The sequence below is a fragment of the Streptomyces panaciradicis genome, assembly GCF_023516615.1.
Taxonomy (GTDB): Bacteria; Actinomycetota; Actinomycetes; order Streptomycetales; family Streptomycetaceae; genus Streptomyces; species Streptomyces panaciradicis.
Map to the genome: position 1 here is coordinate 1 of NZ_JAMGBF010000102.1, position 25601 is coordinate 25601.

Annotated in this window: 24 protein-coding genes and 1 tRNA gene; 19 read left to right on the forward strand and 6 right to left on the reverse strand. The window is 72.0% G+C overall.

The features are described 5' to 3' along the window. The coding region (gene sepX, locus M8J74_RS29260) for a divisome protein SepX/GlpR (protein WP_249839325.1) at positions 1-873 on the forward strand (873 nt) is incomplete at its 5' end. 97 nt (positions 874-970) lie between these two features. Then, a tRNA-Ala gene (locus M8J74_RS29265) sits at positions 971-1044 on the forward strand. Between the two features lie 147 nt (positions 1045-1191). Here the strand turns inward: M8J74_RS29265 and M8J74_RS29270 are convergent. Further along, on the reverse strand, positions 1192-1668 hold the full coding sequence (locus M8J74_RS29270) for a GNAT family N-acetyltransferase (protein WP_058924812.1): 477 nt from the start codon (positions 1666-1668) through the stop codon (positions 1192-1194). 135 nt (positions 1669-1803) lie between these two features. Here M8J74_RS29270 and M8J74_RS29275 point away from each other — a divergent pair, with 135 nt between their 5' ends. Continuing rightward, positions 1804-2604 (forward strand): exodeoxyribonuclease III, encoded by an 801-nt coding sequence (locus M8J74_RS29275; RefSeq protein ID WP_058924813.1) that lies wholly within the window; start codon positions 1804-1806, stop codon positions 2602-2604. A 33-nt stretch (positions 2605-2637) separates the two neighbouring features. Here M8J74_RS29275 and M8J74_RS29280 read toward each other — a convergent pair whose 3' ends face one another. Next, positions 2638-3300, reverse strand: coding sequence for a MerR family transcriptional regulator (locus M8J74_RS29280; protein WP_249839326.1), 663 nt, complete (start codon positions 3298-3300; stop codon positions 2638-2640). 128 nt (positions 3301-3428) lie between these two features. On the opposite strand from M8J74_RS29280, the gene M8J74_RS29285 reads away from it, so the two are divergent. From M8J74_RS29285 to M8J74_RS29300, 4 genes are all read left to right on the forward strand, one after another. Beyond that, positions 3429-4949, forward strand: a complete 1521-nt coding sequence (locus M8J74_RS29285) for a flavin-containing monooxygenase (RefSeq protein ID WP_249839327.1) — start codon at positions 3429-3431, stop codon at positions 4947-4949. Next, the gene (locus M8J74_RS29290; protein WP_249839328.1) at positions 4946-5863 is read left to right on the forward strand and encodes an alpha/beta fold hydrolase; all 918 of its coding nucleotides are present in this window, start codon (positions 4946-4948) and stop codon (positions 5861-5863) included. The genes M8J74_RS29285 and M8J74_RS29290 overlap by 4 nt, the downstream gene beginning before the upstream one ends. Further along, entirely contained in the window at positions 5860-6744 is an 885-nt protein-coding gene (locus tag M8J74_RS29295) for an SDR family oxidoreductase (RefSeq protein ID WP_249839329.1), read from the forward strand. The genes M8J74_RS29290 and M8J74_RS29295 overlap by 4 nt, the downstream gene beginning before the upstream one ends. An 88-nt stretch (positions 6745-6832) precedes the next feature. Further along, positions 6833-7018, forward strand: coding sequence for a hypothetical protein (locus M8J74_RS29300; RefSeq protein ID WP_058924817.1), 186 nt, complete (start codon positions 6833-6835; stop codon positions 7016-7018). A gap of 97 nt (positions 7019-7115) precedes the next feature. Here the strand turns inward: M8J74_RS29300 and M8J74_RS29305 are convergent, their stop codons facing one another. Further along, a complete protein-coding gene (locus tag M8J74_RS29305; protein WP_249839330.1) occupies positions 7116-10361 on the reverse strand; it encodes a S41 family peptidase in 3246 nt (1081 codons plus the stop codon). Positions 10362-10517: 156 nt separating this feature from the next. On the opposite strand from M8J74_RS29305, the gene M8J74_RS29310 reads away from it, so the two are divergent. From M8J74_RS29310 to M8J74_RS29365, 12 genes are all read left to right on the forward strand, one after another. Further along, positions 10518-11114, forward strand: a complete 597-nt coding sequence (locus M8J74_RS29310) for a TetR/AcrR family transcriptional regulator (protein ID WP_249839331.1) — start codon at positions 10518-10520, stop codon at positions 11112-11114. A gap of 128 nt (positions 11115-11242) precedes the next feature. After that, complete coding sequence (locus M8J74_RS29315) at positions 11243-13462, forward strand: MMPL family transporter (RefSeq protein ID WP_249839332.1); 2220 nt, start codon at positions 11243-11245, stop codon at positions 13460-13462. An 83-nt stretch (positions 13463-13545) separates the two neighbouring features. Continuing rightward, complete coding sequence (locus tag M8J74_RS29320) at positions 13546-14100, forward strand: isochorismatase family protein (RefSeq protein WP_249839333.1); 555 nt, start codon at positions 13546-13548, stop codon at positions 14098-14100. A 156-nt stretch (positions 14101-14256) separates the two neighbouring features. Next, on the forward strand, positions 14257-15102 hold the full coding sequence (locus tag M8J74_RS29325) for a helix-turn-helix domain-containing protein (RefSeq protein WP_249839379.1): 846 nt from the start codon (positions 14257-14259) through the stop codon (positions 15100-15102). After that, complete coding sequence (locus M8J74_RS29330; protein ID WP_249839334.1) at positions 15099-15284, forward strand: DUF397 domain-containing protein; 186 nt, start codon at positions 15099-15101, stop codon at positions 15282-15284. The genes M8J74_RS29325 and M8J74_RS29330 overlap by 4 nt, the downstream gene beginning before the upstream one ends. A 43-nt stretch (positions 15285-15327) precedes the next feature. Further along, positions 15328-15837 (forward strand): YbaK/EbsC family protein, encoded by a 510-nt coding sequence (locus M8J74_RS29335; RefSeq protein WP_249839335.1) that lies wholly within the window; start codon positions 15328-15330, stop codon positions 15835-15837. After that, a complete protein-coding gene (locus M8J74_RS29340; protein WP_249839336.1) occupies positions 15834-16679 on the forward strand; it encodes an EamA family transporter in 846 nt (281 codons plus the stop codon). The genes M8J74_RS29335 and M8J74_RS29340 overlap by 4 nt, the downstream gene beginning before the upstream one ends. Positions 16680-16795: 116 nt before the next feature. Then, positions 16796-17647: an SCO6745 family protein gene (locus M8J74_RS29345; RefSeq protein WP_249839337.1), complete on the forward strand. Its 852-nt coding sequence runs from the start codon at positions 16796-16798 to the stop codon at positions 17645-17647. A gap of 208 nt (positions 17648-17855) precedes the next feature. Then, on the forward strand, positions 17856-18800 hold the full coding sequence (locus M8J74_RS29350) for an ABC transporter ATP-binding protein (RefSeq protein ID WP_249839338.1): 945 nt from the start codon (positions 17856-17858) through the stop codon (positions 18798-18800). Next, complete coding sequence (locus M8J74_RS29355) at positions 18797-20149, forward strand: ABC transporter permease (protein ID WP_249839339.1); 1353 nt, start codon at positions 18797-18799, stop codon at positions 20147-20149. The genes M8J74_RS29350 and M8J74_RS29355 overlap by 4 nt, the downstream gene beginning before the upstream one ends. Before the next feature lie 4 nt (positions 20150-20153). Continuing rightward, positions 20154-22910 carry a bifunctional YncE family protein/alkaline phosphatase family protein gene (locus M8J74_RS29360; RefSeq protein WP_249839340.1) on the forward strand — a complete coding sequence of 919 codons (2757 nt, stop codon included), beginning with the start codon at positions 20154-20156 and terminating at the stop codon, positions 22908-22910. Positions 22911-22978: 68 nt separating this feature from the next. Beyond that, positions 22979-23254 carry a DUF1876 domain-containing protein gene (locus M8J74_RS29365; protein WP_249839341.1) on the forward strand — a complete coding sequence of 92 codons (276 nt, stop codon included), beginning with the start codon at positions 22979-22981 and terminating at the stop codon, positions 23252-23254. Positions 23255-23282: 28 nt separating this feature from the next. Here M8J74_RS29365 and M8J74_RS29370 read toward each other — a convergent pair whose 3' ends face one another. From M8J74_RS29370 to M8J74_RS29380, 3 genes are all read right to left on the reverse strand, one after another. Then, the gene (locus M8J74_RS29370) at positions 23283-24449 is read right to left on the reverse strand and encodes a serine hydrolase domain-containing protein (protein ID WP_249839342.1); all 1167 of its coding nucleotides are present in this window, start codon (positions 24447-24449) and stop codon (positions 23283-23285) included. 36 nt (positions 24450-24485) lie between these two features. Continuing rightward, positions 24486-24968: an organic hydroperoxide resistance protein gene (locus M8J74_RS29375; RefSeq protein ID WP_283948741.1), complete on the reverse strand. Its 483-nt coding sequence runs from the start codon at positions 24966-24968 to the stop codon at positions 24486-24488. A gap of 161 nt (positions 24969-25129) precedes the next feature. After that, positions 25130-25600 (reverse strand): MarR family winged helix-turn-helix transcriptional regulator, encoded by a 471-nt coding sequence (locus tag M8J74_RS29380; RefSeq protein WP_249839343.1) that lies wholly within the window; start codon positions 25598-25600, stop codon positions 25130-25132. Position 25601 lies beyond the last annotated feature (1 nt).

The following is a 25601-nucleotide window of genomic DNA, read 5'->3' on the forward strand; positions in this document are numbered from 1 at the left end:
GCATCCGACCCCGCGCCCGCGCGCAAGCGCCCGCCGGTCCAGCGGCGCACGCCCGCGCAGGAAGCGGCCGCAGCGCGCGCCCGGCGCACGAAGGTTCTCGCGCGCCGCCGGCGCACCACCGTGGTGCTCTTCATCGCCTTCACGCTGGGCGCGATCGTCGCCGCCGTCGGCGGCCTCGCCTTCCTCTGGGCGCCCGGCGTCCCCGCCGTGCTCCTCAGCGCGTACATCGCCTACCTGCGCTCCCAGGAGCGCCGTCGCTTCGCCTTTCAGATGGACCGGCGTCGTGCCGAGGCCGCCGCGCAGCGGCTCAGGGAGCGGGCGCGGCAGCCGCGCCGGCGCGTGACGCACGAGCTCGACGCCGACGAACCGGACGAGGGACCAGAGACCCGAACCGACACCGAGACCGATACCGACACCGGGCTGTCCGCGCTCGCCGCGGACCGGCGGGCGCTCGTGGAGCAGACCGACCACGCCGAGTGGGTCGACCAGCAGCGTGAGCGGCAGCGGCGGCCCGGGCACGGGGACAGCTGGGACCCGGTGCCGGTGCCGTTGCCGACGTACGTGACCGCGCCGGTCGCGCCGCGGGCCACCGCGGACGTGGACCTCGGGGCGCCGGACGCGTGGAGTTCGGCGCGGTCGAGTTCCGTGGCCCCCGAGCAGGAGGCGCAGGCCGGCTCCCGGGCCGAGCGGCGGGAGCCGGCGGTGACGGACGAGGAAGCTTCCGGCGAGGACGCCGCGGAGGCGAGGGCGGACGACGACGGGCGCTGTGACGCCCGCCGGGCGGCTTCCGCGCGGCGGGCCAGGGAGCGGGGGCGTACGCCGTTGTTCGACCAGTACGAGGACGGCGAGCGGCCGCGCGCCGCCAACGAGTAGCGCGCCCGGCCGCCCCACCTGTGGTGCTGCCGTCCGGCGGGCCCGGAACGGATTTCCAAGCACGCGGATCGGGGTGCTAGAGTTTCACTCGTTGCAAGGGCCTGTGGCGCAGTCCGGTAGCGCACCTCGTTCGCATCGAGGGGGCCAGGGGTTCAAATCCCCTCAGGTCCACGCAGCATGGAGCCCCTGTCGGTGATAGCCGACAGGGGCTCCTGCACGTCGTGCGGCGGACGCCGCGGGCGAACGTGCGAAGTACGCACGCCCGCCCGGGCAGTTGAGCACCTACAGCGCCCAGAGCACCCGCAGCGCCCCCATCGCCTACAGCGGCTTCGCGAAGCAGCGGCTCTCCTCGTAGTGCCGGTAGTAGCCGAACTTCCCGCAGGGTTCGTAGCCGCTGGAGGTGTACAGGGCGATGGCCTCCGGCTGCTTGGTGCCGGTCTCCAGGACCATCCGGGCCCGTCCCGCCGCGCGGGCGTCCTCCTCCAGCGCGGCCAGGATGCGCCGGGCCACGCCCCGGCCCCGCATCTGCTCCACCACGAACATGCGCTTGAGCTCGGCGTCGCCGTCCAGGTTGCCCTCGCCGTTGGAGTCCTGAGTGCGCCAGCCGCCGGTGGCCACGGGGGCGCCGTCGACGTCGTAGGCGATCAGGTAGACGCCGTTCGGCGGCTCGAAGTCGGCCGGGTCGAGGAAGGTGGCGTCGCCGCCGTCGCCGTAGCGGACGTGGTATTCGGCCTGGACCTCGTCGTTGAGCTTGACGGCGTCGGGGTGGTCGAAGGAGACCCGGCGAATGTTCATTCTGTGGACCGTACACCTATGCGAAGAGGGGAGATGGACGTCGTCCAGTGTGCCGGTATCGTTCCCGCGTGCCCACTGTGACCTCGGACAACCTGTCCAGCCGCCGAGGTCGGCCATGAGGTCGAGGAGAGTGTTGTGACGACGGTGACCTCCGTCAACGTCAACGGACTGCGTGCCGCCGCGAAGAAGGGCTTCGTGGAGTGGCTCGCGGCGACCGACGCCGACGTGCTGTGCCTGCAGGAGGTGCGCGCGGAGCCGCAGCAGCTGCCGGAGCAGGTCCGCACCCCGGACGGCTGGCACGTCGTGCACGCGCCCGCCGCCGCCAAGGGCCGGGCCGGCGTCTCCCTCTACTCCCGCCGCGAACCCGACCGCGTCCAGGTCGGCTTCGGCTCGGCCGAGTTCGACACCAGCGGGCGCTACGTCGAGGCGGACCTGCCCGGCCTCACCGTCGCCTCCCTCTATCTGCCCTCCGGCGAGGTCGGCACCGAGCGCCAGGACGAGAAGGTCCGCTTCATGGGCGAATTCCTCGCCTATCTGAAGGGGCTGCGCGAGCGGGCCGCCGCCGACGGCCGCGAGGTCGTCGTCTGCGGCGACTGGAACATCGCCCACCGGCCGGCCGACCTGAAGAACTGGCGCGCCAACCAGAAGAACTCCGGGTTCCTGCCGGAGGAGCGGGAATGGCTCTCCCGGGTCCTGGACCCCGCGGACGGCGGGTACGTCGACGTCGTGCGGGCGCTGCATCCCGAGGCGGAGGGGCCGTACTCCTGGTGGTCGTACCGGGGGCGGGCCTTCGACAACGACAGCGGCTGGCGCATCGACTACCACCTCGCCACGCCCGGGCTCGCGGCCAGGGCGGTCAAGGGGTACGTGGAGCGGGCGGCCACGCACGCCGAGCGGTGGTCGGACCACGCGCCGGTGACCGTCGTCTACGAGTGAGGCCTCCGGGGAGCGCGTGAAGAGGGGTGTTCGTCACCCCGCGGAGTCGCGCCGGCCCTTCGACTGTCCAAGCCGTCGGTCCAGCGCCAGGGACAGTTCCGCCTCCACCACGCTCCGGGCCAGCGGGCGCAGCCGGTGCAGGTCCTCCTCGGGGCCGTGAGCCAGGACCAGTTCCGCGAACATCTCGGCCAGGGCGTCGGCGTGCTCGCGGACGCGGGCGCCCGCCTGGAGGACCTCGGCGAGCGGGATGCCCTCGCGGACCAGCGCGGAGGAGACGTCGAGGAGACGCCGGCTGATGTGGACGATCTCGCCGCCGTCGGTGCCGAGGTAGCCGAGGTCGAGGGCGGCGGCGAGGTTCTCCGTGGTGACCTGGCCCTCGAAGCGGGCGGCGAGTTCCTCGGGGGTGAGCCGGACCGGCTCCTCCTCCGTCGGCTCGACGCCCAGCAGGTCGGCGACGTCACGGCCGTGGTCGAGGGCCTCGGCCAGTTCCGCGATGCCGGTGAGGGTGTGGCCGCGCTCCAGGAGCGCCGCGATGGTGCGCAGACGGGCCAGGTGGTCGTCGTTGTACCAGGCGATACGGCCCTCGCGGCGGGGTGGCGGGATCAGCTTGCGTTCGCGGTAGAAGCGCAGGGTGCGCACCGTGATGCCGGCCAGGCGGGCCAGTTCCTCCATGCGGTACTCACGCTTGTCTGCCACGCCCGAACCCTACGTTGTACCCGCGGTAACTTTCCTGGCTCCGCCCCCTACCCATCGGTACGGAGCTGCTCTACCCTCCCCATTGTGCCAGTGTTCACTGGCGCGGTCGCGTGAGGAAGGGCGTCGGCATGGCTGAGCGGGAGCATGTGCGGGTGGCGGTGATCGGGTCCGGGTTCGGCGGGCTCGGGGCCGCCGTACGGCTGCGGCGCGAGGGCGTCACGGACTTCGTGGTGCTGGAGCGGGCGAGCAGCGTCGGCGGCACCTGGCGCGACAACAGCTATCCCGGGTGTGCCTGCGACGTGCCGTCGCACCTGTACTCCTTCTCCTTCGCCCCCAACCCCGACTGGCCGCGCACCTTCTCCGGGCAGCAGCACATCCGCGCCTACCTGGAGCACGTCACGGACGTCTTCGGGTTGCGCCCGCACCTCCGCTTCGACTCCGAGGTGAAGCGGATGACCTGGGACGGCGAGAAGCTGCGCTGGGACATCGAGACGGCCGCCGGAAACCTCTCCGCCGACTTCGTCGTCTCCGCCACCGGCCCGCTGTCCGACCCCAAGATCCCCGAGATCCCGGGGCTGGACTCCTTCCCCGGCAAGGTCTTCCACTCCGCCCGCTGGGACCACGACTACGACCTGCGCGGCAAGCGCGTCGCCATGGTCGGGACGGGCGCCTCGGCCATCCAGATCGTGCCGAGCATCCAGCCCGAGGTCTCCCGCCTCACCCTCTTCCAGCGCACCCCGCCGTGGGTCATGCCCCGCGTCGACCGGGCCATCAGCGGCGCCGAGCGGGCCCTGCACCGGGCGCTGCCCTTCACTGCGCAGGCTCGTCGCGGACTGCTGTGGGGCATCCGGGAGTTGCAGGTCCAGGCGTTCACCAAGCACCCGAACGAGCTCGGTTTCGTGGAGCAGTTGGCCAAGCGGAACATGGCCCGGGCCATCAAGGACCCGGCCCTGCGCGCCAAGCTGACCCCCGACTACCGCATCGGCTGCAAGCGGATCCTGCTGAGCAGTGCGTACTACCCGGCGCTCGCCAAGCCCAACGTGGACGTCGTCGCCGGCGGGCTGAGCGAGGTCCGCGGGTCCACCCTCGTGGCCGCCGACGGCACCGAGGCCGAGGTCGACGCGATCGTCTTCGGCACCGGTTTCCACGTCACCGACATGCCGATCGCGGAGCGGGTCGTGGGCGCGGACGGCCGGACCCTCGCCGAGACCTGGAAGGGCGGCATGGAGGCGCTGCGCGGGGCGTCCGTGCCGGGCTTCCCCAACTGGATGACCGTCATCGGGCCCAACACCGGGCTCGGCAACTCCTCGATGATCCTGATGATCGAGTCGCAGCTCAACTACATGGTCGACTTCCTGCGGCAGCTGGACGTCCTGGGCGGGCGCGCGGCCCTCGACGCCCGGCCGGGCGCCGTCGACGCCTGGACGCGGCGGGTGCAGGAGCGCATGAAGCGCACGGTCTGGGACACCGGCGGCTGCACCAGCTGGTACATGGACGCCAATGGCCGCAACACCACCATCTGGCCCGGTACGACGACCGAGTTCCGGCGGGCGACGCGGCGGGTGGACCTCGCCGAGTACGAGCTCGTGCGCGAGCCGGCGGCGAAGGGGACGGCCGGGGACACGGCGAAGAAGGAGGTGTCCGCGTGAGCCGCCTCATGCACGTCTCCTCCGGGCCGTACGCCCCGCCCGAGCCGGTCCGCGTGCTCACCGCCACCTCCGCCGACGGCGCCACTCTCCACGTCGAGGTGCACGGACCCGAGGACGCGCCCGCCGTCGTCCTCGCCCACGGCTGGACCTGCTCCACCGCCTTCTGGGCCGCGCAGATCCGGGACCTCGCCGCCGACCACCGCGTCATCGCCTACGACCAGCGCGGCCACGGACGCAGCCCGGCGAGCCCCGCCTGCACCATCGACGGCCTCGCCGACGACCTCGAAGCCGTGCTGAAGGCGACCCTCGCGCCCGGCGAGAAGGCCGTGATCGCCGGTCACTCCATGGGCGGCATGACGGTGATGGCGTCCGCGACCCGGCCCGCCTTCCGGGAGCACGCGGCGGCCGTGCTGCTGTGCAGCACCGGCTCCTCCCGGCTGGTCGCCGAGTCGACCGTCGTACCGCTGCGGCCCGGCCGGCTGCGGACCTGGCTGACCCGCAACATCCTCGGGGCGCGCGCCCCGCTCGGGCCGGTGACGCCGCTCGCCCGGCGGATCCTCAAGTACGCGACGATGGGACCGGGTTCGGCACCGCACATGGTGGAGGCGTGCGCCCGGATCGTGCACGCCTGCCCGCGCAAGGTGCGCCACGCCTGGTCGAACGTGCTCGACCTGCTCGATCTCGACCACGGCGTACGGGAGTTGAGGGTGCCGACGGTCGTCGTCGTCGGGACCGCCGACCGGCTCACCCCACCCGTGCACGCGCGGTCGCTGGTGGCCGCGCTGCCGAACTGCGTGGACTCCACCGAGCTGCCGGGGCTCGGCCACATGACGCCGGTCGAGGCGCCCGACCTGGTCACCGGCCGGATCCGGGACCTCGTGACGACGTACGCAACGATCAAGGAGGGTGCATGAGCAGGGTCAGCCTCGAAGGACAGGTCGCCGTCGTCACGGGGGCCGCGCGCGGGGTGGGCGAACTGCTCGCCCGCAAGCTGTCGGCGCGCGGTGCCAAGGTGGCGCTGGTGGGCCTGGAGCCGGACGCCCTCAAGCAGGTCTCCGAACGGCTGCACAGCGAGAGCGACCACTGGTACGCCGACGTCACCGACCACGAGGCGATGGCCCGGGTCGCGCAGGAGGTCAAGGAGCGGTTCGGGAAGGCCGACATCGTGGTCGCCAACGCGGGCGTGGCGACCGGCGGGCCCTTCGTGGACTCCGACCCCGACGCGTGGCGGCGGGTCATCGAGGTGAACCTCATCGGGTCGGCGGTGACCGCCCGCGCGTTCCTGCCCGTTCTCATGGAGAGCCGCGGCTACCTGCTGCAGATCGCCTCCCTCGCCGCCATCACCCCGGCACCGATGATGACCGCGTACTGCGCCTCCAAGTCCGGTGTGGAGGCGTACGCGCACAGCCTGCGGGCCGAGGTCGGCTACAAGGGCGTGCGCGTCGGCGTCGGCTACCTGTCCTGGACCGACACGGACATGGTGCGCGGCGCCGACCAGGACGAGGTCATGCGGGAGTTGCGGCAGCGGCTGCCGTGGCCGTCCAACAAGACCTATCCGCTGGGCCCGGCCGTCGACCGCCTCGTGGCCGGCATCGAGCGGCGCTCCAGTCACGTCTACGGGCAGTGGTGGCTGCGCGGCATGCAGGGCGTGCGCGGCCACCTGCCGGGGATCATCGGGTCGGTCGGGCAGCGGGAGATGAAGCGGTTCGCGCCCCGGTTGGCGGGGATGCGGCAGGGGCTCGTCGGCGCAGGTGGGGCGGCCGACGAGGAGGCCCGCGCTACGCACCGTGACTGATCGAAATGCGCACCGTGTCCGCCCGTGTGAATCTGAGGAAGGCCCCGCTCAGGGGCTCTTCCCCCACTCGATACGGGAGTGAACCCACATGGGTATGAAGGACAAGTTCCAGGACCAGTCGGAGCAGTGGCAGCAGCAGGCCAAGCAGAAGGCCCAGGAGGCCAGGGAGCAGGGCCAGCAGCGTGGCCGGCAGGACCGGGACCGTATGCGTGACGAGCAGCCGGAGCGGATGCGCGAGGAGCAGGACAGGCTCGAGGAAGACTTCGACGCCTAGTCGCTGCGCTGGCGTTCGCCGGTGAGGTTGGAGTGGGGTGCCCTGCGTTTGCGGGGTGCCCCACTTCGCCGTTCTGTGCGCGGTTCCCCGCGCCCCTTCAAGACGCCGTACGAGGCGGGAGCTTGGGGCGGGAGCGGTCCGGGACGGCTGAATAGTCCGGCGGGGTTGCCGGGGGGTTGGACTCCAGGAGTTCTACGGCCAGTCGGACCGCGTCGTCCAGTTGGGCGTGGCGGCCCTCCGCCCAGTCCAGGGGGGTGCGCAGGATCTCCAGGTCCGGGGTGACGCCCCGGTTCTCCACGCCCCAGCCGTAGGCGTCGAACCAGGCCGCGTTCATCGGGACCGTGATCACCGTGCCGTCGCCCAGTTCGTGGCGGCCGGTCATGCCGACGACGCCGCCCCAGGTGCGCTGGCCGATGACGGGGCCGAGCTTCAGGAGCTTGAAGGCCGCCGTGATCATGTCGCCGTCGGAGGACGTCGCCTCGTCGGCGAGGGCGACGACCGGGCCGCGCGGGGCGTTGGAGGCGTACGACACCGGCTGGGCGTTGCGCGTCAGGTCCCAGCCGATGATCGTGCGGGTCAGCTTCTCCACGACCAGTTCGCTGATGTGGCCGCCCGCGTTGCCGCGCACGTCGACGATGAGGGCGGGGCGGGACACCTCCATCCGCAGGTCGCGGTTGAACTGGGCCCAGCCCGAACCGCCCATGTCCGGGATGTGCAGGTAGCCGCAGCGGCCGCCGCTCAACTCCCGTACCACCGCGCGGCGTTTGGCGACCCAGTCCTGATAGCGCAGGGGGCGTTCGTCGACCAGGGGGACCACGGCGACCCGGCGTGAGCGGCCCGCCTCGCCCTCGGCGGGCGTGAAGGTGAGCTCGACGGTCGTGCCGCCCGCGCCCGCCAGCAGCGGATACGGCCCCGTCAGCGGGTCCACCGGGCGGCCGTCGACGTGGGTGAGGACGGCGCCCTCGCGGATGCCCGTGCCCGCCAGCGGGGAGCGCGCCTTGGAGTCGGAGGAGTCGCCGGGCAGAATCCGCCTGACCACCCAGCCCTCGTCGCGGCGGACGAAGTTGGCGCCCAGCAGGCCCTGGCGGCGCTGGTAGTGGGGCGGTCCCTCGTTGCGGCGGGCGGCGGTGACGTAGGCGTGGGAGGTGCCCAGTTCGCCCAGTACCTCGCGCAGCAGGTCGGCGAACTCGTCCGGGGACGCGACGCGTTCGACCAGCGGACGGTACTGGTCGAGCACGCCGTCCCAGTCGACGCCGCACATCCCCGGGTCCCAGAAGTAGGCCCGGATCAGCCGGCCCGCCTCCTCGTAGGACTGGCGCCACTCGGCCGCCGGGTCGACCTCGTGCAGGATGCGGCGCAGGTCGATCCAGACCGTCGAGTCGCCGTCGCCCGACTCGCCGGCGGGGACCGCGCGCAGGTCGCCCTCGTCGACCACCACCAGGCGGGTGCCGTCGCCGCTCACCGCGAACCAGTCGAGGTGGTCGACCAGTTCGGTCTTCTTCGCCTTGCTGATGGTGAAGTGCTCCAGCGTCGGCCGGCCGCTGGTGTCGTCCGGGTTGACGAACGTCTCGCCGAGGGCGCCGGAGATCGGCCAGCGCAGCCAGACCAGCCCGCCGCCCGCCACCGGATACAGCGCCGAGTACTTCGAGGCGGCGACCGGGAAGGGCGTGACCCGGCTCTCCAGCCCCTCGACCTCGACGGTCACCGTGCCGTCGCCCTCCTCGTCGTCGACGGGGTCCAGCCCGCCCGCGGCCGGCCGGCCCTCCGGGTTCAGGGCGAAGGGAGAGGGGGTCGCGGAGGACAGCGGGACCAGGTAGGGACGGCAGCCGAGCGGGAAGGACAGGTCGCCGGTGTGGACGTCGTAGACCGGGTCGAAGCCGCGCCAGGACAGGAACGCCAGATAGCGGCCGTCCCTGGTGAAGACCGGGTTCTCGTCCTCGAAGCGGCCGTTGGTCACGTCCACGACCAGCCGCTCGCCCCGGCCCTTGGGGGCGACGCGGGCCATCTTGATCTGCCGCAGGGTCCGGCCGATCCCCGGGTGCGACCAGGTCAGCCACCCCCCGTCCGGCGAGAAGGCGAGGTCCCGGACGGGGCCGTTGGCCGACCGGATCAGTTCGGTCACCTCGCCGCCCGAGTCCTCGGTCGCGTCGATCAGCAGCAGGCGCCCGTCGTGCGAGGCGAGGGCGAGGCGCTCGCCCTGCGGGTCGGAGACCAGCTCCAGGACCCGGCCCAGCTCCCCGGAGGCCAGCCGGCGCGGCTCCCGGTCGCCGGTGGCGCGCGGCAGCTGGGCGATCTCGACGGCGTCCTCGCCCTCGGCGTCGGTCACGTAGGCGACCTGCCCGGTCGAGCCCAGCATCTCCGGGAGGCGGACCCGCACGCCGGGGGTGTCCGTGATGGTGCGGGCGGGGCCGTCACGGTGGGTCAGCCAGTACAGGCTGCCGCGGACGACGACGGCGCTCGCCCGGCCCGTCTCGTCGACGGAGAGACCGTTGACGTGCTGCCCGGCCGGCACCTGGTAGGTGCGGCGGCCCGCGCGCGGGCCGCTCAGCCGGACGTCGAGCCGGCGCGGCTCGCTCGCGAGGTCGTCGACGATCCACAGGTCCCCGGCGCACTGGTAGACCACCCGGGTGCCGTCGCTGGAGGCGTGCCGGGCGTAGAAGGCGTCGTGGTCGGTGTGGCGGCGCAGGCCGGAGCCGTCGTAGGCGCACGAGTACAGGTTGCCGACGCCCTCGTGGTCGGAGAGGAAGGCGATGCGGCCGCCGACGAACATGGGGGAGTGGAGGTGGCCCTCCAGGCCGTCGAGCAGCCGTTCGCCGTGGAACCACAGCCGGCCCGTCGCGCCGCCCCGGTACCGCTTCCAGGCGGCCGGCTCGTGCGGCGGGGTGCCGGTGAGCAGCAGGGTCTTGCGTTCGCCGTCGATCTCGGCGACCTGGATGTCGGAGACCGGCCCCCAGGGGAGCTTGCGGCCGGGGTCGCCGTCGGGGGAGACCTTGTAGGCCCAGGTGAAGTAGGAGAAGGGCTCGCCGTGGGAGGCGACGGCCAGGATGGTGCCCTGCGGGGTCCAGCCGCACACCTGGGTGTCGGCCGACCCCCAGTGGGTGAGCTGTCTGCCGGGTCCGCCGCCGTCCACCGGCACCACGTGGATCTCCGGCGCCAGGCTGCGCCAGCTCGTGTACGCGATGGCGGCGCCGTCCGGCGAGAAGCGCGGATGGCCGGTCTTCGTGCGGTCGACGGTGAGGCGCCAGGCGCGACCGGGGCCGTCGAGGGGGGCCAGCCAGAGGTCGTCCTCGGCCACGAAGCACAACAGGTCGCCGCTCACGTGCGGCAGGCGCAGATAGCTCACGTCCTCATGCTTTTCCGGCAATTCGGGCCGGGCAACTTATGCGCCCTTCATGTTCGTGAGCCACGACACGTACGAAACGGTTTCGTTTCGCTTGGCTGGGGGGTATCTTCATGAACGTACAAAGAAACGAACGTCCCGAGCGGGAAGGCGAGTGGCATGACCGAGGTGACAACCGCGCGTCGCAGTCGCATCACGCCCGAGCGCGAGGCCGAGTTGTACGAGGCCGTGCTCGACCTGCTCAGGGAGGTCGGCTACGACGCCCTCACCATGGACGCCGTGGCGGCCCGCACCAAGTCCAGCAAGGCGACGCTCTACCGCCAGTGGGGCGGCAAGGCCGAGCTGGTCGCGAAGGCGGTGCGGTACAACAAGCCGGGCGGCCTCGGTCTCGGCGAGATCGACACCGGGTCGCTCAGGGGCGACCTGCACGCCCTGACCATGCGTTCGGACGACTGCGAGATGGAGCAGAACTCCGCGCTGATGCGAGGTCTGGCCATGGCCATCCATGGCAACCCCGACCTGCTGAAGGCGTTCCGGGAGTATCTGATCGAGCCCGAGATGGCGGAGTTCCGCCGGGTGGTGCAGCGGGCGATCGACCGGGGCGAGGTCCGTGCGGACAACCCGGCCGTCGACTACGTGATGCACATGATGATCGGCGGGTTCGCCGCCCGCACGATGATCGACGAGCAGCCGCCGACGCAGGCGTTCCTTCTGTCGTACATCGATGCCGTGGTCCTTCCGGCCCTCGGCGTCTGACCCCTCCCCACCCCCTCCCCACCACCTGACGTCACCGCTCAAGTCGTCGGGACGGTCACCCATGCCTCCCCGCCGGGTGATCACCCCTGCTCCGAAACACCCCACGACCTGACCGGGAGTACGCCCACGTGGCCACGTTCCTCTATCGGCTCGGCCGGTTCGCCTTCCGGCGACGGCACTTCGTCGCACTGTTCTGGGTGGCGCTGCTGACGCTCGCCGGCGTCGCCGCCGCCAATGCGCCCGCCGCCGGCTCCACCTCCTTCTCCATCCCCGGCACGGAGGCGCAGAAGGCCTTCGACCTGCTGGACCAGCGCTTCCCCGGCTCCAGCTCCGGCGGTGCCACCGCCCGCGTCGTCTTCAAGGCGCCCAGTGGCGAGACGATGACCGACGCCGCCCACAAGGCGACCGTCGAGAAGACGGTGAAGGAGCTGGCCGACGGCTCCGAGGTGACCTCCGTCGCCGACCCGTACACCGCGCACGCCGTCAGCAAGGACGGCACGGTGGCGTACGCGTCCGTGCGCTACGACAAGCCCGGCATGGAGCTCAAGGACGCCTCCCGCAGCGCCCTCAAGGACACCGCCCGGCAGGCGCGGGACGCCGGGCTCACCGTCGAGATCGGCGGCGACGCGCTGCAGGCGGGCGCCGAACCGGGCGCGGCCGGCGAGGTCGTCGGCCTCGCCATCGCCGCCGTCGTCCTCGTCGTCACCCTCGGCTCACTCGTCGCAGCCGGACTGCCCCTGCTCACGGCGATCATCGGCGTCGGCATCGGCGTCTCCACCATCACCGCCCTCGCCAAGGCGCTCGACCTCGGCGACACGACGTCCACCCTCGCCCTGATGATCGGCCTCGCGGTCGGCATCGACTACGCGCTGTTCATCGTCTCCCGCTACCGCGGCGAACTCGCCGAGGGCCGTAGCCGCGAGGAGGCGGTCGGCCGGGCTGCGGGCACGGCCGGGTCCGCGGTGGTCTTCGCCGGCCTGACGGTCATGATCGCCCTGGCGGGTCTGTCGGTCGTCGGCGTCCCGATGCTGACCAAGATGGGCCTCGCGGCGGCCGGCACCGTCCTGGTCGCCGTCCTCATCGCGCTCACCATGATCCCGGCGCTGCTCGGCTACGCGGGCCGCAGGGTCCGGCCGGCGGGCGAGAAGCGCCGCAAGAGCGAGGGCGCCCGCTCCACCAGGCCCGGCCTGGGCGAGCGCTGGGCCAGCTTCGTCGTACGGCGCCCCGCCGCAGTCCTGCTGCTCGGCGTGGTCGGCCTCGGCGCGGTCGCCGTCCCGGCCACCCAGCTCGAACTGGGCCTGCCCGACGACGGCTCGCAGCCGACGTCCACCACCCAGCGGCGCGCCTACGACCTGCTGTCGGACGGCTTCGGGCCCGGCTTCAACGGCCCCCTGATGATCGTCGTCGACGCCAAGGGCAGCGACGACCCCAAGGCGGCGGCGACCCGCGTCGGCGACGGCATCAAGGGCCTGAACGACGTCGCGACGGTCACCCCGGCGATGTTCAACAAGGCCGGCGACACCGCGATGATCACCGTGGTCCCCGGCTCCAAGCCGTCCTCCGTACAGACCGAGAACCTGGTGCACGCGATCCGCGGCAAGGGCGCGGACGTCCGGGCCGACACCGGCGCCAAGGTCCTGGTCACCGGCACCACGGCCATGAACATCGACTTCTCGCAGAAGCTCAACGACGCGCTGATCCCGTACCTGGGCCTGGTGGTCGGACTCGCCTTCCTGCTGCTGATCGCGGTGTTCCGCTCGATCCTGGTCCCGCTGAAGGCGGCGCTCGGCTTCCTGCTCAGCGTGCTGGCCGCGCTCGGCGCCGTGGTCGCGGTCTTCCAGTGGGGCTGGCTCGGCGGCCTGCTCGGAGTGGAGCAGACCGGCCCGATCATGTCGATGATGCCGATCTTCATGGTGGGCGTGGTCTTCGGCCTGGCGATGGACTACGAGGTGTTCCTCGTGACCCGGATGCGCGAGGCGTACGTCCACGGCGAGACGCCCGGCCAGGCCGTCGTCACCGGATTCCGGCACAGCGCGCGGGTCGTCGCGGCCGCCGCCGTCATCATGATCGCCGTCTTCGGAGGCTTCATCACCTCCAGCGAGTCCATGATCAAGATGATCGGCTTCGGCCTGGCGATCGCCGTCTTCTTCGACGCGTTCGTCGTCCGCATGGCCATCGTCCCCGCGGTCCTGGCGCTGCTCGGCCGCAGGGCCTGGTGGCTGCCGAAGTGGCTGGACCGGGCGCTGCCCGACGTCGACGTCGAGGGTGAGGGCCTGAAGACCCTCGACACCGCCGACGGCGACCGGGATTCGGACCCGGACGAGGACAGGAAGCTGGTGAGGGCCTGAGGGTCCTCGGCGCGGCGGGCGGTCCGCCCGCCGCGCGCCGCAGACGAGGGGCCGTTGTCAGTGGCGCCGCCTAACGTGACGGCATGACCACTCTCTCCGAACGGCCCCACACCGCCCTGCTGGTGATCGACGTCCAGCAGGGCGTCGTCGCGTCCGCCCACGAGCGGGACGCCGTCGTCGCGAACATCGCCTCCCTCGTCGACAGGGCCCGCGCCGAGGACGTCCCGGTCGTCTGGGTCCAGCACTCCGACGAGGGCCTGGAGAAGGGCAGCGACGACTGGCGGTACGTCCCCGAACTGCCGCGCCGCGACTCCGAGCCGCTGGTCCACAAGAACTACGGCGACTCCTTCGAGGCCACCGACCTGGAGCGGGTCCTCGCCGAGGCGGGCGTCGGCCACCTCGTCGTCACGGGCGCGGAGACGGACGCGTGCATCCGGTCCACGATCCACGGCGCCTTCGTACGGGGCTACGACGTCACGCTCGTCGCCGACGCGCACACCGCGAACGACCAGCGGGAGTGGGGCGCCCCGCCGCCGGAGCAGGTCATCGCCCACACGAACCTGTACTGGCGCTGGCAGGGGGCGCCGGGGCGCAGGGCCGCGGTCACGGACACCAAGGACGTGCAGTTCGGCGGCTGAGACGTCGGTTTCCCGGTTCCCGCAGCTCGGAGTGACCGCTTCCGCCTACCGTGACCGATGACATTGCGTGAACGGCCGGTGACTGTCCGGCGTTTGTCTCGGACTGTCCCGGCTGTCCGCGATGCCGTTCGGGTACGGGGCGCGTTGGAGGTGGTCATGAACGAGGGCGTGGACGAGGCCGGTTGGGATGTGGAACCGGGGGACGAGATCGAGCCGATCGTGCAGGCCGTGGGACACCTGCTGAAGGTGTGCCGCGAAGGCGCGGGCATGCGGCCCGCCGAGTTCGGCGAACTCATGGGATACGGCGAGGACATGGTCCGCAAGATGGAGCGGGGCCGGCGGATTCCGCGGCCGGAGTTCCTGGACAGGGCGGACACGGTCCTCAAGGCGCAGGGTCATCTGCGGGCGTTCATGGAGGACATGCGCAGGGCGCGCTATCCGAAGAAGGTGCGGGAGCTGGCCGAGATGGAGGGCCGGGCGGTCGAGGTGCTCCTCTATCGCAATCACAACATCCACGGCCTCCTGCAGACGCCCGAGTACGCGAAGGCCCTGTTCGAGACGCACCAGCCCGCGCTCACGGCGGACGTGGTGGAGCGGGAGACGGCCGCCCGAATGTCCCGTAAGGCGATCTTCGACCGGGACCCCGCTCCGACGCTCGGATTCGTCCAGGAACAGGTGACGCTGGAGCGGCCGATCGGCGGGAGGATGGTGCTGCGTCGACAGCTCGAACACCTCCGGGAGGTGGCGCAGTTGCGGAACGTCACGTTTCAGGTCATGCCGACCGAACGCGAGGACCACGCGGGCATGCAGGGGCTGATCGACGTGATGAAGTTCGGTGACGGCACGGCCATCGGACGTTCCGACGGAGCGTTCAACGGGCGTCCCGTCTCAAGTCATCGTGATCTTCAGATCCTCGAACTGCGCTATGGGATGATCCGGGCGCAGGCTCTCACGCCGAAAGAGTCGCTGGCCTTCGTCGAACAAGTGCTGGGGAGACTATGAGCACTACGGAACTCCGCTGGTTCAAGAGCAGCTACAGCGACAGCAGTGAACCCGGCGACTGCGTCGAAGTCGCCGTCACTCCCGCCACGATCCACGTCCGCGACTCCAAGGCCCCGCGGGCCGCGCAGCTGGCCGTCGCCCCCACCACCTGGACCGTCTTCCTCACCCACGTGTCGCGCTGAACTCGGTCGCGTGGCCGGTACACCCGCCGCTAGCGTGCCGTGCATGACGAGTGCTGATGCCACCGACGGTTCCGCAGTCCACCCACGGTTCGCCGACGCCCTGCGCGGGCTGGGCCTCGACGGTCTGCACGGCCGTGTCCGCCGGTTCCCGGACGCGACGCGCACCGCGGCCGAGGCCGCGGCGGCGATCGGGTGCGAGCTGAGCCAGATCTGCAAGTCGCTGATCTTCGCGGCCGACGGCGTGCCGGTGCTGGTGCTGATGGACGGGGCGTCCCGGGTGGACGTCGAGCGGGTGCGGCACGAGCTCGGCGCGGAAAAGGTGACGCGGGCCAAGGCCGACGTCGTCAGGGAGACGACCGGGTACGCCATCGGCGGCGTACCGCCCTTCGGGCACCGTACGAGGACGCGGGTGCTCGCCGACCGGTCGCTGCTCGCGCACGAGGTGGTGTGGGCGGCCGCCGGGACGCCGTACACGGTCTTCCCCATGGAGCCCAAGGAACTGATCGCCCACGCGGGTGCGACGCTGGTGGACGTGCGCGAGCCGGCCTCGTGACCCCGCTGGTCGCCACGGCGGTCCTCTTCGCCGCGGTCACGCACGCCAGCTGGAACGCGATCGCCCACCGGATCACCGACAAGCTGGTCGGGTTCACGCTGATCGCGGGCGGCGGGATGCTGATCGGGCTGGCCATGGTGCCGTTCGTGCCGGTCCCGGCGGCGGCCGCGTGGCCGTACCTGATCTTCTCGGCCGTCATCCACGCCGTGTACTACGTGCTGCTGATGAAGTCCTTCCGGCTCGGTGACTTCGGGCAGGCGTACCCGATCGCACGCGGCACCGCGCCGCTGGTGGTCACCGTCCTCGCCGCGGCCTTCGCGCACGAGGTGCCCGACGGATGGGCGGCGGCCGGGATCGCCCTGTCCTGCGCGGGGCTGACTGGGGTCGCCCTGTGGGGGCTGCGCGGGCGCCGGCCCAACTGGGCGGCGATCGGCGCGGCTCTCGCGACGGGGCTGACCATCGCCGGGTACACGGTCGTGGACGGGCTGGGCGTGCGGGCCTCGGGGTCCTCGCTCGGGTACATCGCCTGGCTGATGGCGGTGGAGGGCGTGGCGATCCCGGCGTACGCGCTGACCCGCCTGCGCGGGGAGTTCCTCACCGTCCTGCGGCCGTTCGCCGCCGTGGGCCTGCTGGGCGCCGCCCTGTCCGTCCTGGCCTACGGGCTCGTCCTGTGGGCCCAGACCAAGGCGGAACTCGCACCGATCGCGGCCCTGCGCGAGTCGTCGATCATCGTCGGCGCGGCGATCGGCGCGGTGTTCTTCAAGGAACGCTTCGGCGCCCCCCGCATCATGGCCGCCGGCCTCCTGGTGGCGGGCATCGGGCTGATGCTGCACGCGAGTTAGGTGATGGCGGACTTCATGTCTGCCCGGCACGCATGCGCACCGCTTCCCCTCGGCCGCCGATGAGTTCCGGTGGGCCGGGCGGTCCAAGTCGGCACACCTGACAGAGGGAGAACCCGATGGCCACGTCGCGCCCGCAGCCGAGGACTCACGTCGCCCGCCGTATGTTCGAGCTCCTGGAGCCGATCTGCCTGGTCACCTATCTGGCCGACGAGTGCAACGAGGAAATGGCCGCTCTCGGCCACCGCACCTACTGGGACGGCTACTTCGCCAGTCGCGCCGCCCCCTTGGGGCGGGTGCCGGCCCAAGTCGTGCACGCGGCCTTCTACAACTTCGCCGACGGGGAGGCCGCGCGGCACATCCCCAGCGCCTGGGAGACGATTCCGCCCGAGGCCTCCGTCGCCGCGCGGGAGCGGGGCAGCGCGGCCTCCCTGCGGCGCATCCTCGGCGACGAGCTGGCCGGCTCCCCGGGCCTGGTGCGCGCCGCGGACCTCACCACCAAGGCCGCGACGAGCGCCCCCACCGAAGGCCGGGTGATGTACGCCGGGATGCGCACCCTCGAGGTACCCGGCGATCCCGTCGCCCGGCTGTGGCATTCCGCGACCATGCTGCGCGAGCACCGCGGCGACGGGCACATCGCCGCTCTCGTCGGCGCGCGCATCGGTGGCACGGAGGCCCACGTGCTCTCCGCCCTGGAACAGGGCATCCATCCCCCGGAGTCGTTCGGACGCATCCACCACCTGCCGAAGGAGCGGCTGGCCGCGGTCATGGACGGCCTGCGCGAACGCGGACTCGTCGACCCCGACGGCCACTTCACCGACGCCGGGCGCGCGGCCAAGCAACGCATCGAGACGCTCACCGACGAACTCGCCGCCCCGCCCTACGACGCCCTGTCCCCCGCCGAACTCGACGAGCTGATCACCGAACTCGGGCCCATCACCGCGACCTTGGTGGCCGCAGGCTCGCAGTGACGCCGCCCGCTCCCGCCCTTCTCCGGGACCCGGCAACGTTGTCCGGAACGTTTCGCCAAGCGTTGGCCAAGCGCGCCTCCGCATCTGGTTGTCGTGCACACGATTTGTCGATGCCTTGACGATCCGTTCCACCAACGTTCAGCCGGCCGTCTGCGCCTGGGTTGTGTGCCGTCCCTAGGGTCCCGACGGATTCCGGAAGAGGGGACTCATGGACACACGCCACGCAGTCCGGGCCCGCGCGGTCACCAAGTGCTTCGGCGAGGTCGTCGCACTCGACGCCGTCGACCTGGATGTGACGCAGGGCCGGATCCACGGCCTGGTCGGTCCGAACGGCGCCGGCAAGACGACGCTGCTCGGCCTGCTGCTGGGCCTGGCCGTCGCCGACGCGGGCGGCCTCGAGATCCTCGGAATGCCGGTCGGGCGGGCGTTCGGCGTACCCGACGGGGTCGCCGGGTTCGTGGACGGGCCCGGCCTCTACCCCTCCCTGACGGCCCGGCAGAACCTCGCCGCCCTGGCCCGGCTGCGCGGCGAGGACGCGCCGACGGCCCACGTCGAGGAAGCTCTCGACCAGGTCGGACTCACCGACGTCGCCGACGACAAGGCCCGCGGCTTCTCCCTCGGCATGCGCCAGCGGCTCGGCCTCGCCGCCGCCCTGCTCACCAGGCCCCGCCTGCTGGTCCTCGACGAGCCCGCCAACGGCCTCGATCCGGCCGGCAAGCGGCATGTGCACGGCGTCCTCGCCCGGCTCGCCGCGGACGGCACCGCCGTCGTGCTCTCCAGCCACCGTATGGACGACCTGGAGGCCCTGTGCTCCGAGGTCACCCTCCTCGCCACCGGCCGGGTCGTCTTCTCCGGCCCGCCGGCCAAGCTCGCCGCCGAGGACCGCGAACTCGACTACCGGCTGCGCACCTCCGACCAGCGGGCCGCGCGCCGGCTGGCCGCGGAGACGGCCGGCATCCGGATCGTCGACGAGCCGGGGACGCGGCAGGACACGGACGTGCTCGTCCTGCGCGCGCTCGTACCCGCCCTCGACGAACTCGTGGCCGCGGTCGTCCGCTCGGGCGTCGCGGTCCGCGAACTGGCCCCCGTTATCTCGCCGTTGGAGGCCGCCTTCCTCGCCCTCACCGACCAGCGCGAGGAGGCCGGCCGATGAGCACCGCCCTCGCCGACGACAGGGCCGTCGGCGCCCGGCCCGTCTCCCGCGGCTACCGCTTCGAACTGGTCAAACTGCTCGCGCAGTGGCGCATCCGCCTGCTGGTGCTGGCCTGCTGGATCGCGCCGGGCCTCTTCGTCGCCGGGGTCGCCCAGCAGAGCACCCTGCCCTCCGACACCCTCTTCGGCCGCTGGATGCACGCCACCGGCTGGGCCGGGCCGCTGGTGATGCTCGGCTTCGCCGGCACCTGGGCGCTGCCGCTGCTGACCTCCCTGGTCGCGGGTGACGTCTTCGCCTCCGAGGACCGGCTCGGCACCTGGCGGCACCTGCTGGTCGCCGTCCGCTCACCCCGCCGGATCTTCGTCGCGAAGACCCTGGCCAGCCTCACCGTCATCCTGGTGCTGGTCGCCGGGCTGGCCCTCTCCAGCACGGCCGGCGGGCTCGCCGCGGTCGGCGGCCGGCCCCTGGTCGGCCTCGACGGCCACCGGCTGGCGTCCGCCGACGCCGCCGTACGCGTCCTGCTCGCCTGGGCCGCCGCCCTGGCCCCCACCCTGGCCCTCGCCGCCATCGGCCTGCTCGGCTCGGTCGCGCTGGGCCGGTCCCCGACCGGCCTGCTGCTGCCCCCGCTCGTCGCCCTCGGCATGCAGGTCGCCCAGATGCTGCCGCTGCCGGTCGCCGTACGCCTCGCCCTGCCCGGCTACGCCTTCCTCTCGTGGAACGGCCTGTTCACCAGCCCGGTCCAGCTCGCCCCGCTCCTGATCGGCGTCACGGTGAGCCTCGTATGGGCGCTGCTCGCGACCGCGCTGGCGTATCTGCTGTTCCTGCGCCGGGACTTCACCAACCTCGCCTACGACGGCGCCGGGCGCCGCGCGATCACCCTCGGGCTGCTGCCCCTGGCCGGCCTGACCGCGCTCACCGTCGCCGTGGTCGCCGTGTCGACGCCGTCCACCGGCTCGGGCATCACGCGGGACAAGGTGCAGCGGTCGACGGCCACCGCCTTCGCGCACCTGTACCGCCTGCAGACCGAACAGCTCCACCGGCCCGCCGTCACCGAGGCCCGGCTGCGGACCACCGCGGCCTGCACCAAGAGCGACGGCCAGGGCGCGCAGCGCGGCGCCGGCAACGACTGGCGGTGCGTCGTCACCTGGCGTCTGCCCGGCGTGCCGGTGCCGGGCCAGGCCGTCTACCAGCTCGACGTCACCTCGGACGGGCGGTTCGTCGCCGACGGCGACGGGCCGAAGGAAGTCAACGGCTACTTCCTGCTGCGCACCCCGGCAGGCGATGCGCCGAACCCGCTGTGGCAGTTCGACGGCAACGTCGAGCTGCTCGACACCACCTCGAAGGGATAGGCCCATGCAGGTAACACGGCAGCGCCGGGTCGACGAGAAGGACCAGGTCAACCTCTTCGGCAGACGCGTCGGCCGCCGCGCCGCGCTGGTCACGGCGGGCATCGCCGTCGCCCTCGGCGTCACCGGCACGGCGGTCGCCTCGACGTGGCAGTTCGGCAGCCGGCAGGTCGCCGAGGACACCCCCGAGGGACAGGTCGTCTCCAGCGACCAGTTCCTCAAGCCGTACGGCAGCCGCACGGTGATCAACGACGGCAAGATCATGTCGTCGACGGTCAGCCCCGACGGCGGCCACCTCGCCGCCTCCGTCGCCGACGGCGACGCCTCCCTGGTCATCATGGACCTGAGCACCGGCCAGGTGATCCAGAAGGTCGGCACCAACAAGGCGGACGACCTGCGCATCAAGAGCGCCTCGGTCGGCCAGGAGGGCCCCGTCTACTCGCCCGACGGCACGCAGCTGTGGCTCGGCCAGACCGACGGCTACACCCGGTTCACCGTCGGCTCCGACGGCACCCTGTCCAACCCGGTGGCCGTCCCGATCCCGGCCGACGGCGCCAAGCACGCCCTCGTGGCCGCCGCCGTGTTCTCCGCCGACGGCTCCACCGTCTACGCGGCCGTCAACGGCCAGAACCGCGTCGTCGCCCTCGACGCGGCCACCGGAACCGTCCAGCACAGCTGGGCCGTCGGCAACGCCCCGCGCGGCCTCGCCCTGGCCGACGGCAAGCTCTACGTCAGCAACGAGGGCGGCCGCCCCGCCGAGGGCGGCGACACCACCATCAACTCGTACGGCACCGACGTACCGGCGAACCCCGACACCGGCGCCACCACCACCGGCACCGTCAGCGTCATCGACACCACCGACCCGTCCGCCGCCGTCGGCTCCATCGACGTCGGACTGCACCCCACCGCCGTCCACGCCGCGAAGGGCGCGGTGTTCGTCACCAACACCGCCGACAACAACGTCTCGGTCATCGACACCCGCAAGGACAAGGTCGTCCAGACCATCGCCACCCAGCCGTGGCCGGAGGCGAAGGTCGGCTACGAGCCGAACGCGGTCACCCTCACCGACGACGGCCGCCTGCTGGTCACCCTCGGCCGCGCGAACGCCGTCGCCGTCTACCGCTACAAGTCCCCGCAGGAACCCGCCGGTTACGTCGGCCTGCTGCCCACCGACTACTTCCCCTCCGAGATCACCACCGTCGGCGACGACGTCGTCGTCTCCAACACCCGCGGCATCGACGCCCGCCGCCCCACCACCGCCGCCGGCCACGGCACCCACGACACCACGTCCAGCATCACGCGGTTCACGCTGCCCGACGACCACGTCGTGCGGGCCCAGACCGCCAAGGTCTTCCGGCAGAACGGCTGGACGCCCGGCTCGGTCGTCACCTCGAACGGCAAGGGCCATGTGCCGGCGCTCCCCGTCCCGCTGCGCCTGGGCGACCCCTCGACGATCAAGCACGTCTTCCTGCTGGTGAAGGAGAACCGCACCTACGACCAGGTCTACGGCGACCTGCCCCAGGGCGACGGCGACTCCTCGCTGACGACGTTCGGTGAGAACGTCACCCCCAACCAGCACGCCATGGCCGACCAGTTCGGGCTCTACGACAACTTCTACGACGTCGGCACGAACTCCGCCGAGGGCCACAACTGGCTGATGCAGTCGGACAACCCGGAGTACACCGAGTCCTCCGCGGGTGAGTACCAGCGCAGCTACGACACCGAGAACGACGCCCTCGGCCACCAGAAGTCCGGCTTCATCTGGAGCGGCGCGCAGGCGGCCGGCAGGTCCGTCAAGGACTTCGGCGAGTTCCAGTCGCTGGAGAGCAAGCCGGCCGGCGCGACCTGGCAGAACCTGTACTGCGACAGCAAGAACATGGAGGCCACCGGCGCGCAGACCCAGTACCCCATCCAGACCGGCTCGGCGATCCCCTCCCTCAACAAGGTGTCCGTGCAGGGCTTCCCGATGTTCGACCTCGACGTCCCGGACATCTACAAGGAACAGATCTGGAAGCAGGACTTCGAGAAGAACGGCCCGGCGAACCTCAACATGTTCTGGTTCTCCAACGACCACACCGGCGGCCCGGCCAACGCCGCCGCCGAGGTCGCCGACAACGACCTCGCCGTCGGCCGCATGGTCGACGAGATCTCCCACAGCAGGTACTGGAAGGACTCGGCGATCTTCATCGTCGAGGACGACTCCCAGAACGGCCTCGACCACGTCGACGGCCACCGCGCCCCCGTCCAGATCATCAGCCCCTGGGCCCAGCGCGACACGGTCGACAGCCACTACTACTCGCAGATCACGATGATCCGCACGATCGAGCAGATCCTCGGGATCCACCCGATGAACCAGAAGGACAGCGCCGCCACCCCGATGTACGGCGCCTTCACCCTGAAGCCCGACGACACGCCGTTCACGGCCGTCCCCAACCGCACCTCCCTGACCCTCGGCGTCAGCCCCCAGCCGCCCTGCGGCTCCGACACCCCGGCGCCGCAGGACCCCTCGGCCGCCGCCGCCCCGACGTCCGCCGCGGTCCCGGAGGCCAAGCAGGCGCTCGCCGACGCCTGGAAGACCTGGGCCTCCCACCAGCGCCTGACCGGCCCGCACGCCGTGCCCGACTACGCCAACAACGAGCAGATGAACCGCTACACCTGGTACCAGACCCACAACTGGACCAAGCCCTACCCCGGCGACAAGAAGGTCTACACACCGAACGACGTGCCCGGCGCCTACCTCCCGTCGGCGGAGTCCGACGGCTGACCCGGCACCCCTCGCGCGAAACAGCCCCCGGGAGCACTCTGGAAGCAGGTGTTCCGGAGGTGATCGTCATGATGCACAACGCTGTGGGATGGCACGTGGAGATGGAGTTCAGCGAGGACGAGACGCACACACGCGCCGTCGCGATGGTTCGCCTGCCCGACGGGTCCGAGGTACGGGCCCACGGGCACGCGAGCCGCCACCACACCGACTCCAATCAGCCGAGGGTCGGGGAGGAGATCGCCGGCGCGCGGGCGCTGAACGAACTCGCCATGCAACTGCTCACCAAGGCGCACGGCGAGATCGACTCGGCCTCCGGCCGGACCTCCCACCCGATCCACGTCTGAGCGGCGGGCGGATCGGTACGGCCGAGCGTCAGGCGGATCCGAGGGACGCGCGCAGCGCCCGGACGAGGGCCTGCGCCCTCGGGTCCGCCGTCACGCTCTTCCTGAAGCCGTTGGTCACATAGCCGAAGGCGACGCCCGACTCGGGGTCGGCGAAGCCGAGGGCACCGCCGCGGCCCGGGTGGCCGAAGGAGGTGGGGGACAGCAGCGGGGACGCCGCTCCGTGCAGCATGTAGCCCAGGCCGTACCGGGTCGCCACGACCAGCACGCGGTCCGGCCCGGCGCTGCGCTCCGCGCGGGCCAGCTCGACCGTCTCCGGCGTGAACAGGCGGCTGCCGCCGTCCACTTCGCCGATCAGCGAGGCGTAGAAGCGGGCCAGTCCGTCCGCCGTCGCGACACCGTTGGAGGCGGGCAGGACGGCGGCCCGGTAGGCGGGGTCGTTCTCGTCGGGCAGCGGCGTGATCGCGGCGAAGGCGCGGCGGGTGAGCGAGCCGGGGTCGGCGTAGGCGTCGGAGACCTCCCGCTTGGGGCGGAGCCTGAGACCGCGCGGCTCGGCCGGGGGATCGATCTGCGCCACCCGGCCCGCGCGCGCCCGCTCACCGTCCGGCAGCCCGAGCCACAGGTCCGCGCCGAGCGGTCCCGCGATCTCAGTGGCGATCCACTCGCCGATCTCCCGCCCGGTCACCCGTCGCACCAGCTCGCCGGTCAGCCAGCTGTACGTCTGCGCGTGGTAGCCGTGGTCCGTCCCCGGCTCCCACACCGGCGCCTGTGCGGCGACCGCCTGGGCGCCGAGGAACGGGTCGGCGGCCTGCTCGGGCGTGAGCGGGGTGTCCAGCACGGGCACGCCGGCCCGGTGCGCGAGCAGGTGCCACACCCGCGTCCGCTCCTTGCCGGCGGCCTTGAACTCCGGCCAGTACGCCCCGACCGGCGCGTCCAGATCCAGCTCTCCGCGCTGGTGCAGCAGCAGGAGTACGGCGGCGGCGACGCCCTTGGTCGCCGAGCGCACGATCTGCGCGGTGCCGCGCCGCCAGGGCTCGGTGCCGTCGACGTCCTTGGTCCCGCCCCACAGGTCGACGACCTTGCGCCCGTCGCGGTAGACGGACACGGCCGCGCCCCGGTCCCCGAGCACCTCGAAGTTCCTCACGAACGCTTCCCTGACCGGCTCGAAGCCCTCGGCCACCGCACCGTTCACGTCCACGTCCGTACTCCTCCTCGCGCCGTTCCGCTCTCCTACTCAACCAAGCAGAATCGTCACGTCGATGTTCCCGCGGGTCGCGTTCGAGTACGGGCACACCTCGTGCGCCGCGTCCACCAGCTTCGCCGCGACGTCCGGGTCCAGGACCGGCAGGGAGACGCTGAGGGCGACCGCGAGGCCGTAGCCGCGGGTCTTGTTGGGGCCGATGCCCACCTTCGCTGCGACGGTCGAGCCCGTCAGGTCGTAGCCCATGCGGTTGCCGACGAGGATCAGGGCGTTGTGGAAGCAGGAGCTGTAGCCGGCCGCGAAGAGCTGCTCGGGGTTGGTGCCGTCGCCGTCGCCGCCGAGCTGCGGCGGCATCGCCACCTTGAGCTGGATGTGGCCGTCCTGGCTGGTGACGAAGCCGTTCCGGCCGCCGTGCGCGGTCGCCTCGGCGACATACATGATCTTCGTCGGACGGGTGTCCGTGCCGGTGCCGGTGTCCGTGCCGGTCTCGGTGTCGACCGTGAGGTCGTCGCTCATGGCGCTCATGGATGGCCCCCCAGAACGAGTGCGCGCGAGTACATCGTGCACAAGGTACTGGCCGGTAGGTCGGTGTGAGGGGTCGGGGGTCTGCAACCGGGGGTAACGCGAGGTGGGGGGCGTTGTGGAGGTGCGTTTCGGGGGTGCGCGGCGCGCGCCCGTCACGCGGGGCGCTCAGCCGCCCCGTGCGCCCTTTCCGTGAGCTTCCACAACTCCTCGCGCAACCGCGCGACCTCTTCGGCGCCGAGCCCCGTCGCCGTGAGCAGGGCGCCCGGCACGCACGCCGCACGCTCCCGCAGTTCCTCTCCGCGCCCCGTGCACGCGACGAGCACCGAGCGCTCGTCGTGGGCCGCGCGCTCCCGGCGCACCACCCCGGCGCTCTCCAGCCGCTTGAGCAACGGCGACACCGTGCCGTAGTCGAGCCGCAGGGCGGCGGCGAGCTCCTTCACCGTCGTCTCGCCCCGCTCCCACAGGACCAGCAGCACCAGGTACTGGGGGTAGGTGAGGCCGAGTTCCTCCAGCACCGGGCGGTAGGCGGCGGTCACCGCGCGCTGCGCCGCGTACAGCGCGAAGCAGAGCTGGTCGTCGAGCAGGGGCGAGGGCGCGGCCGGCGTGGGGTCCTCGTTCGTCACG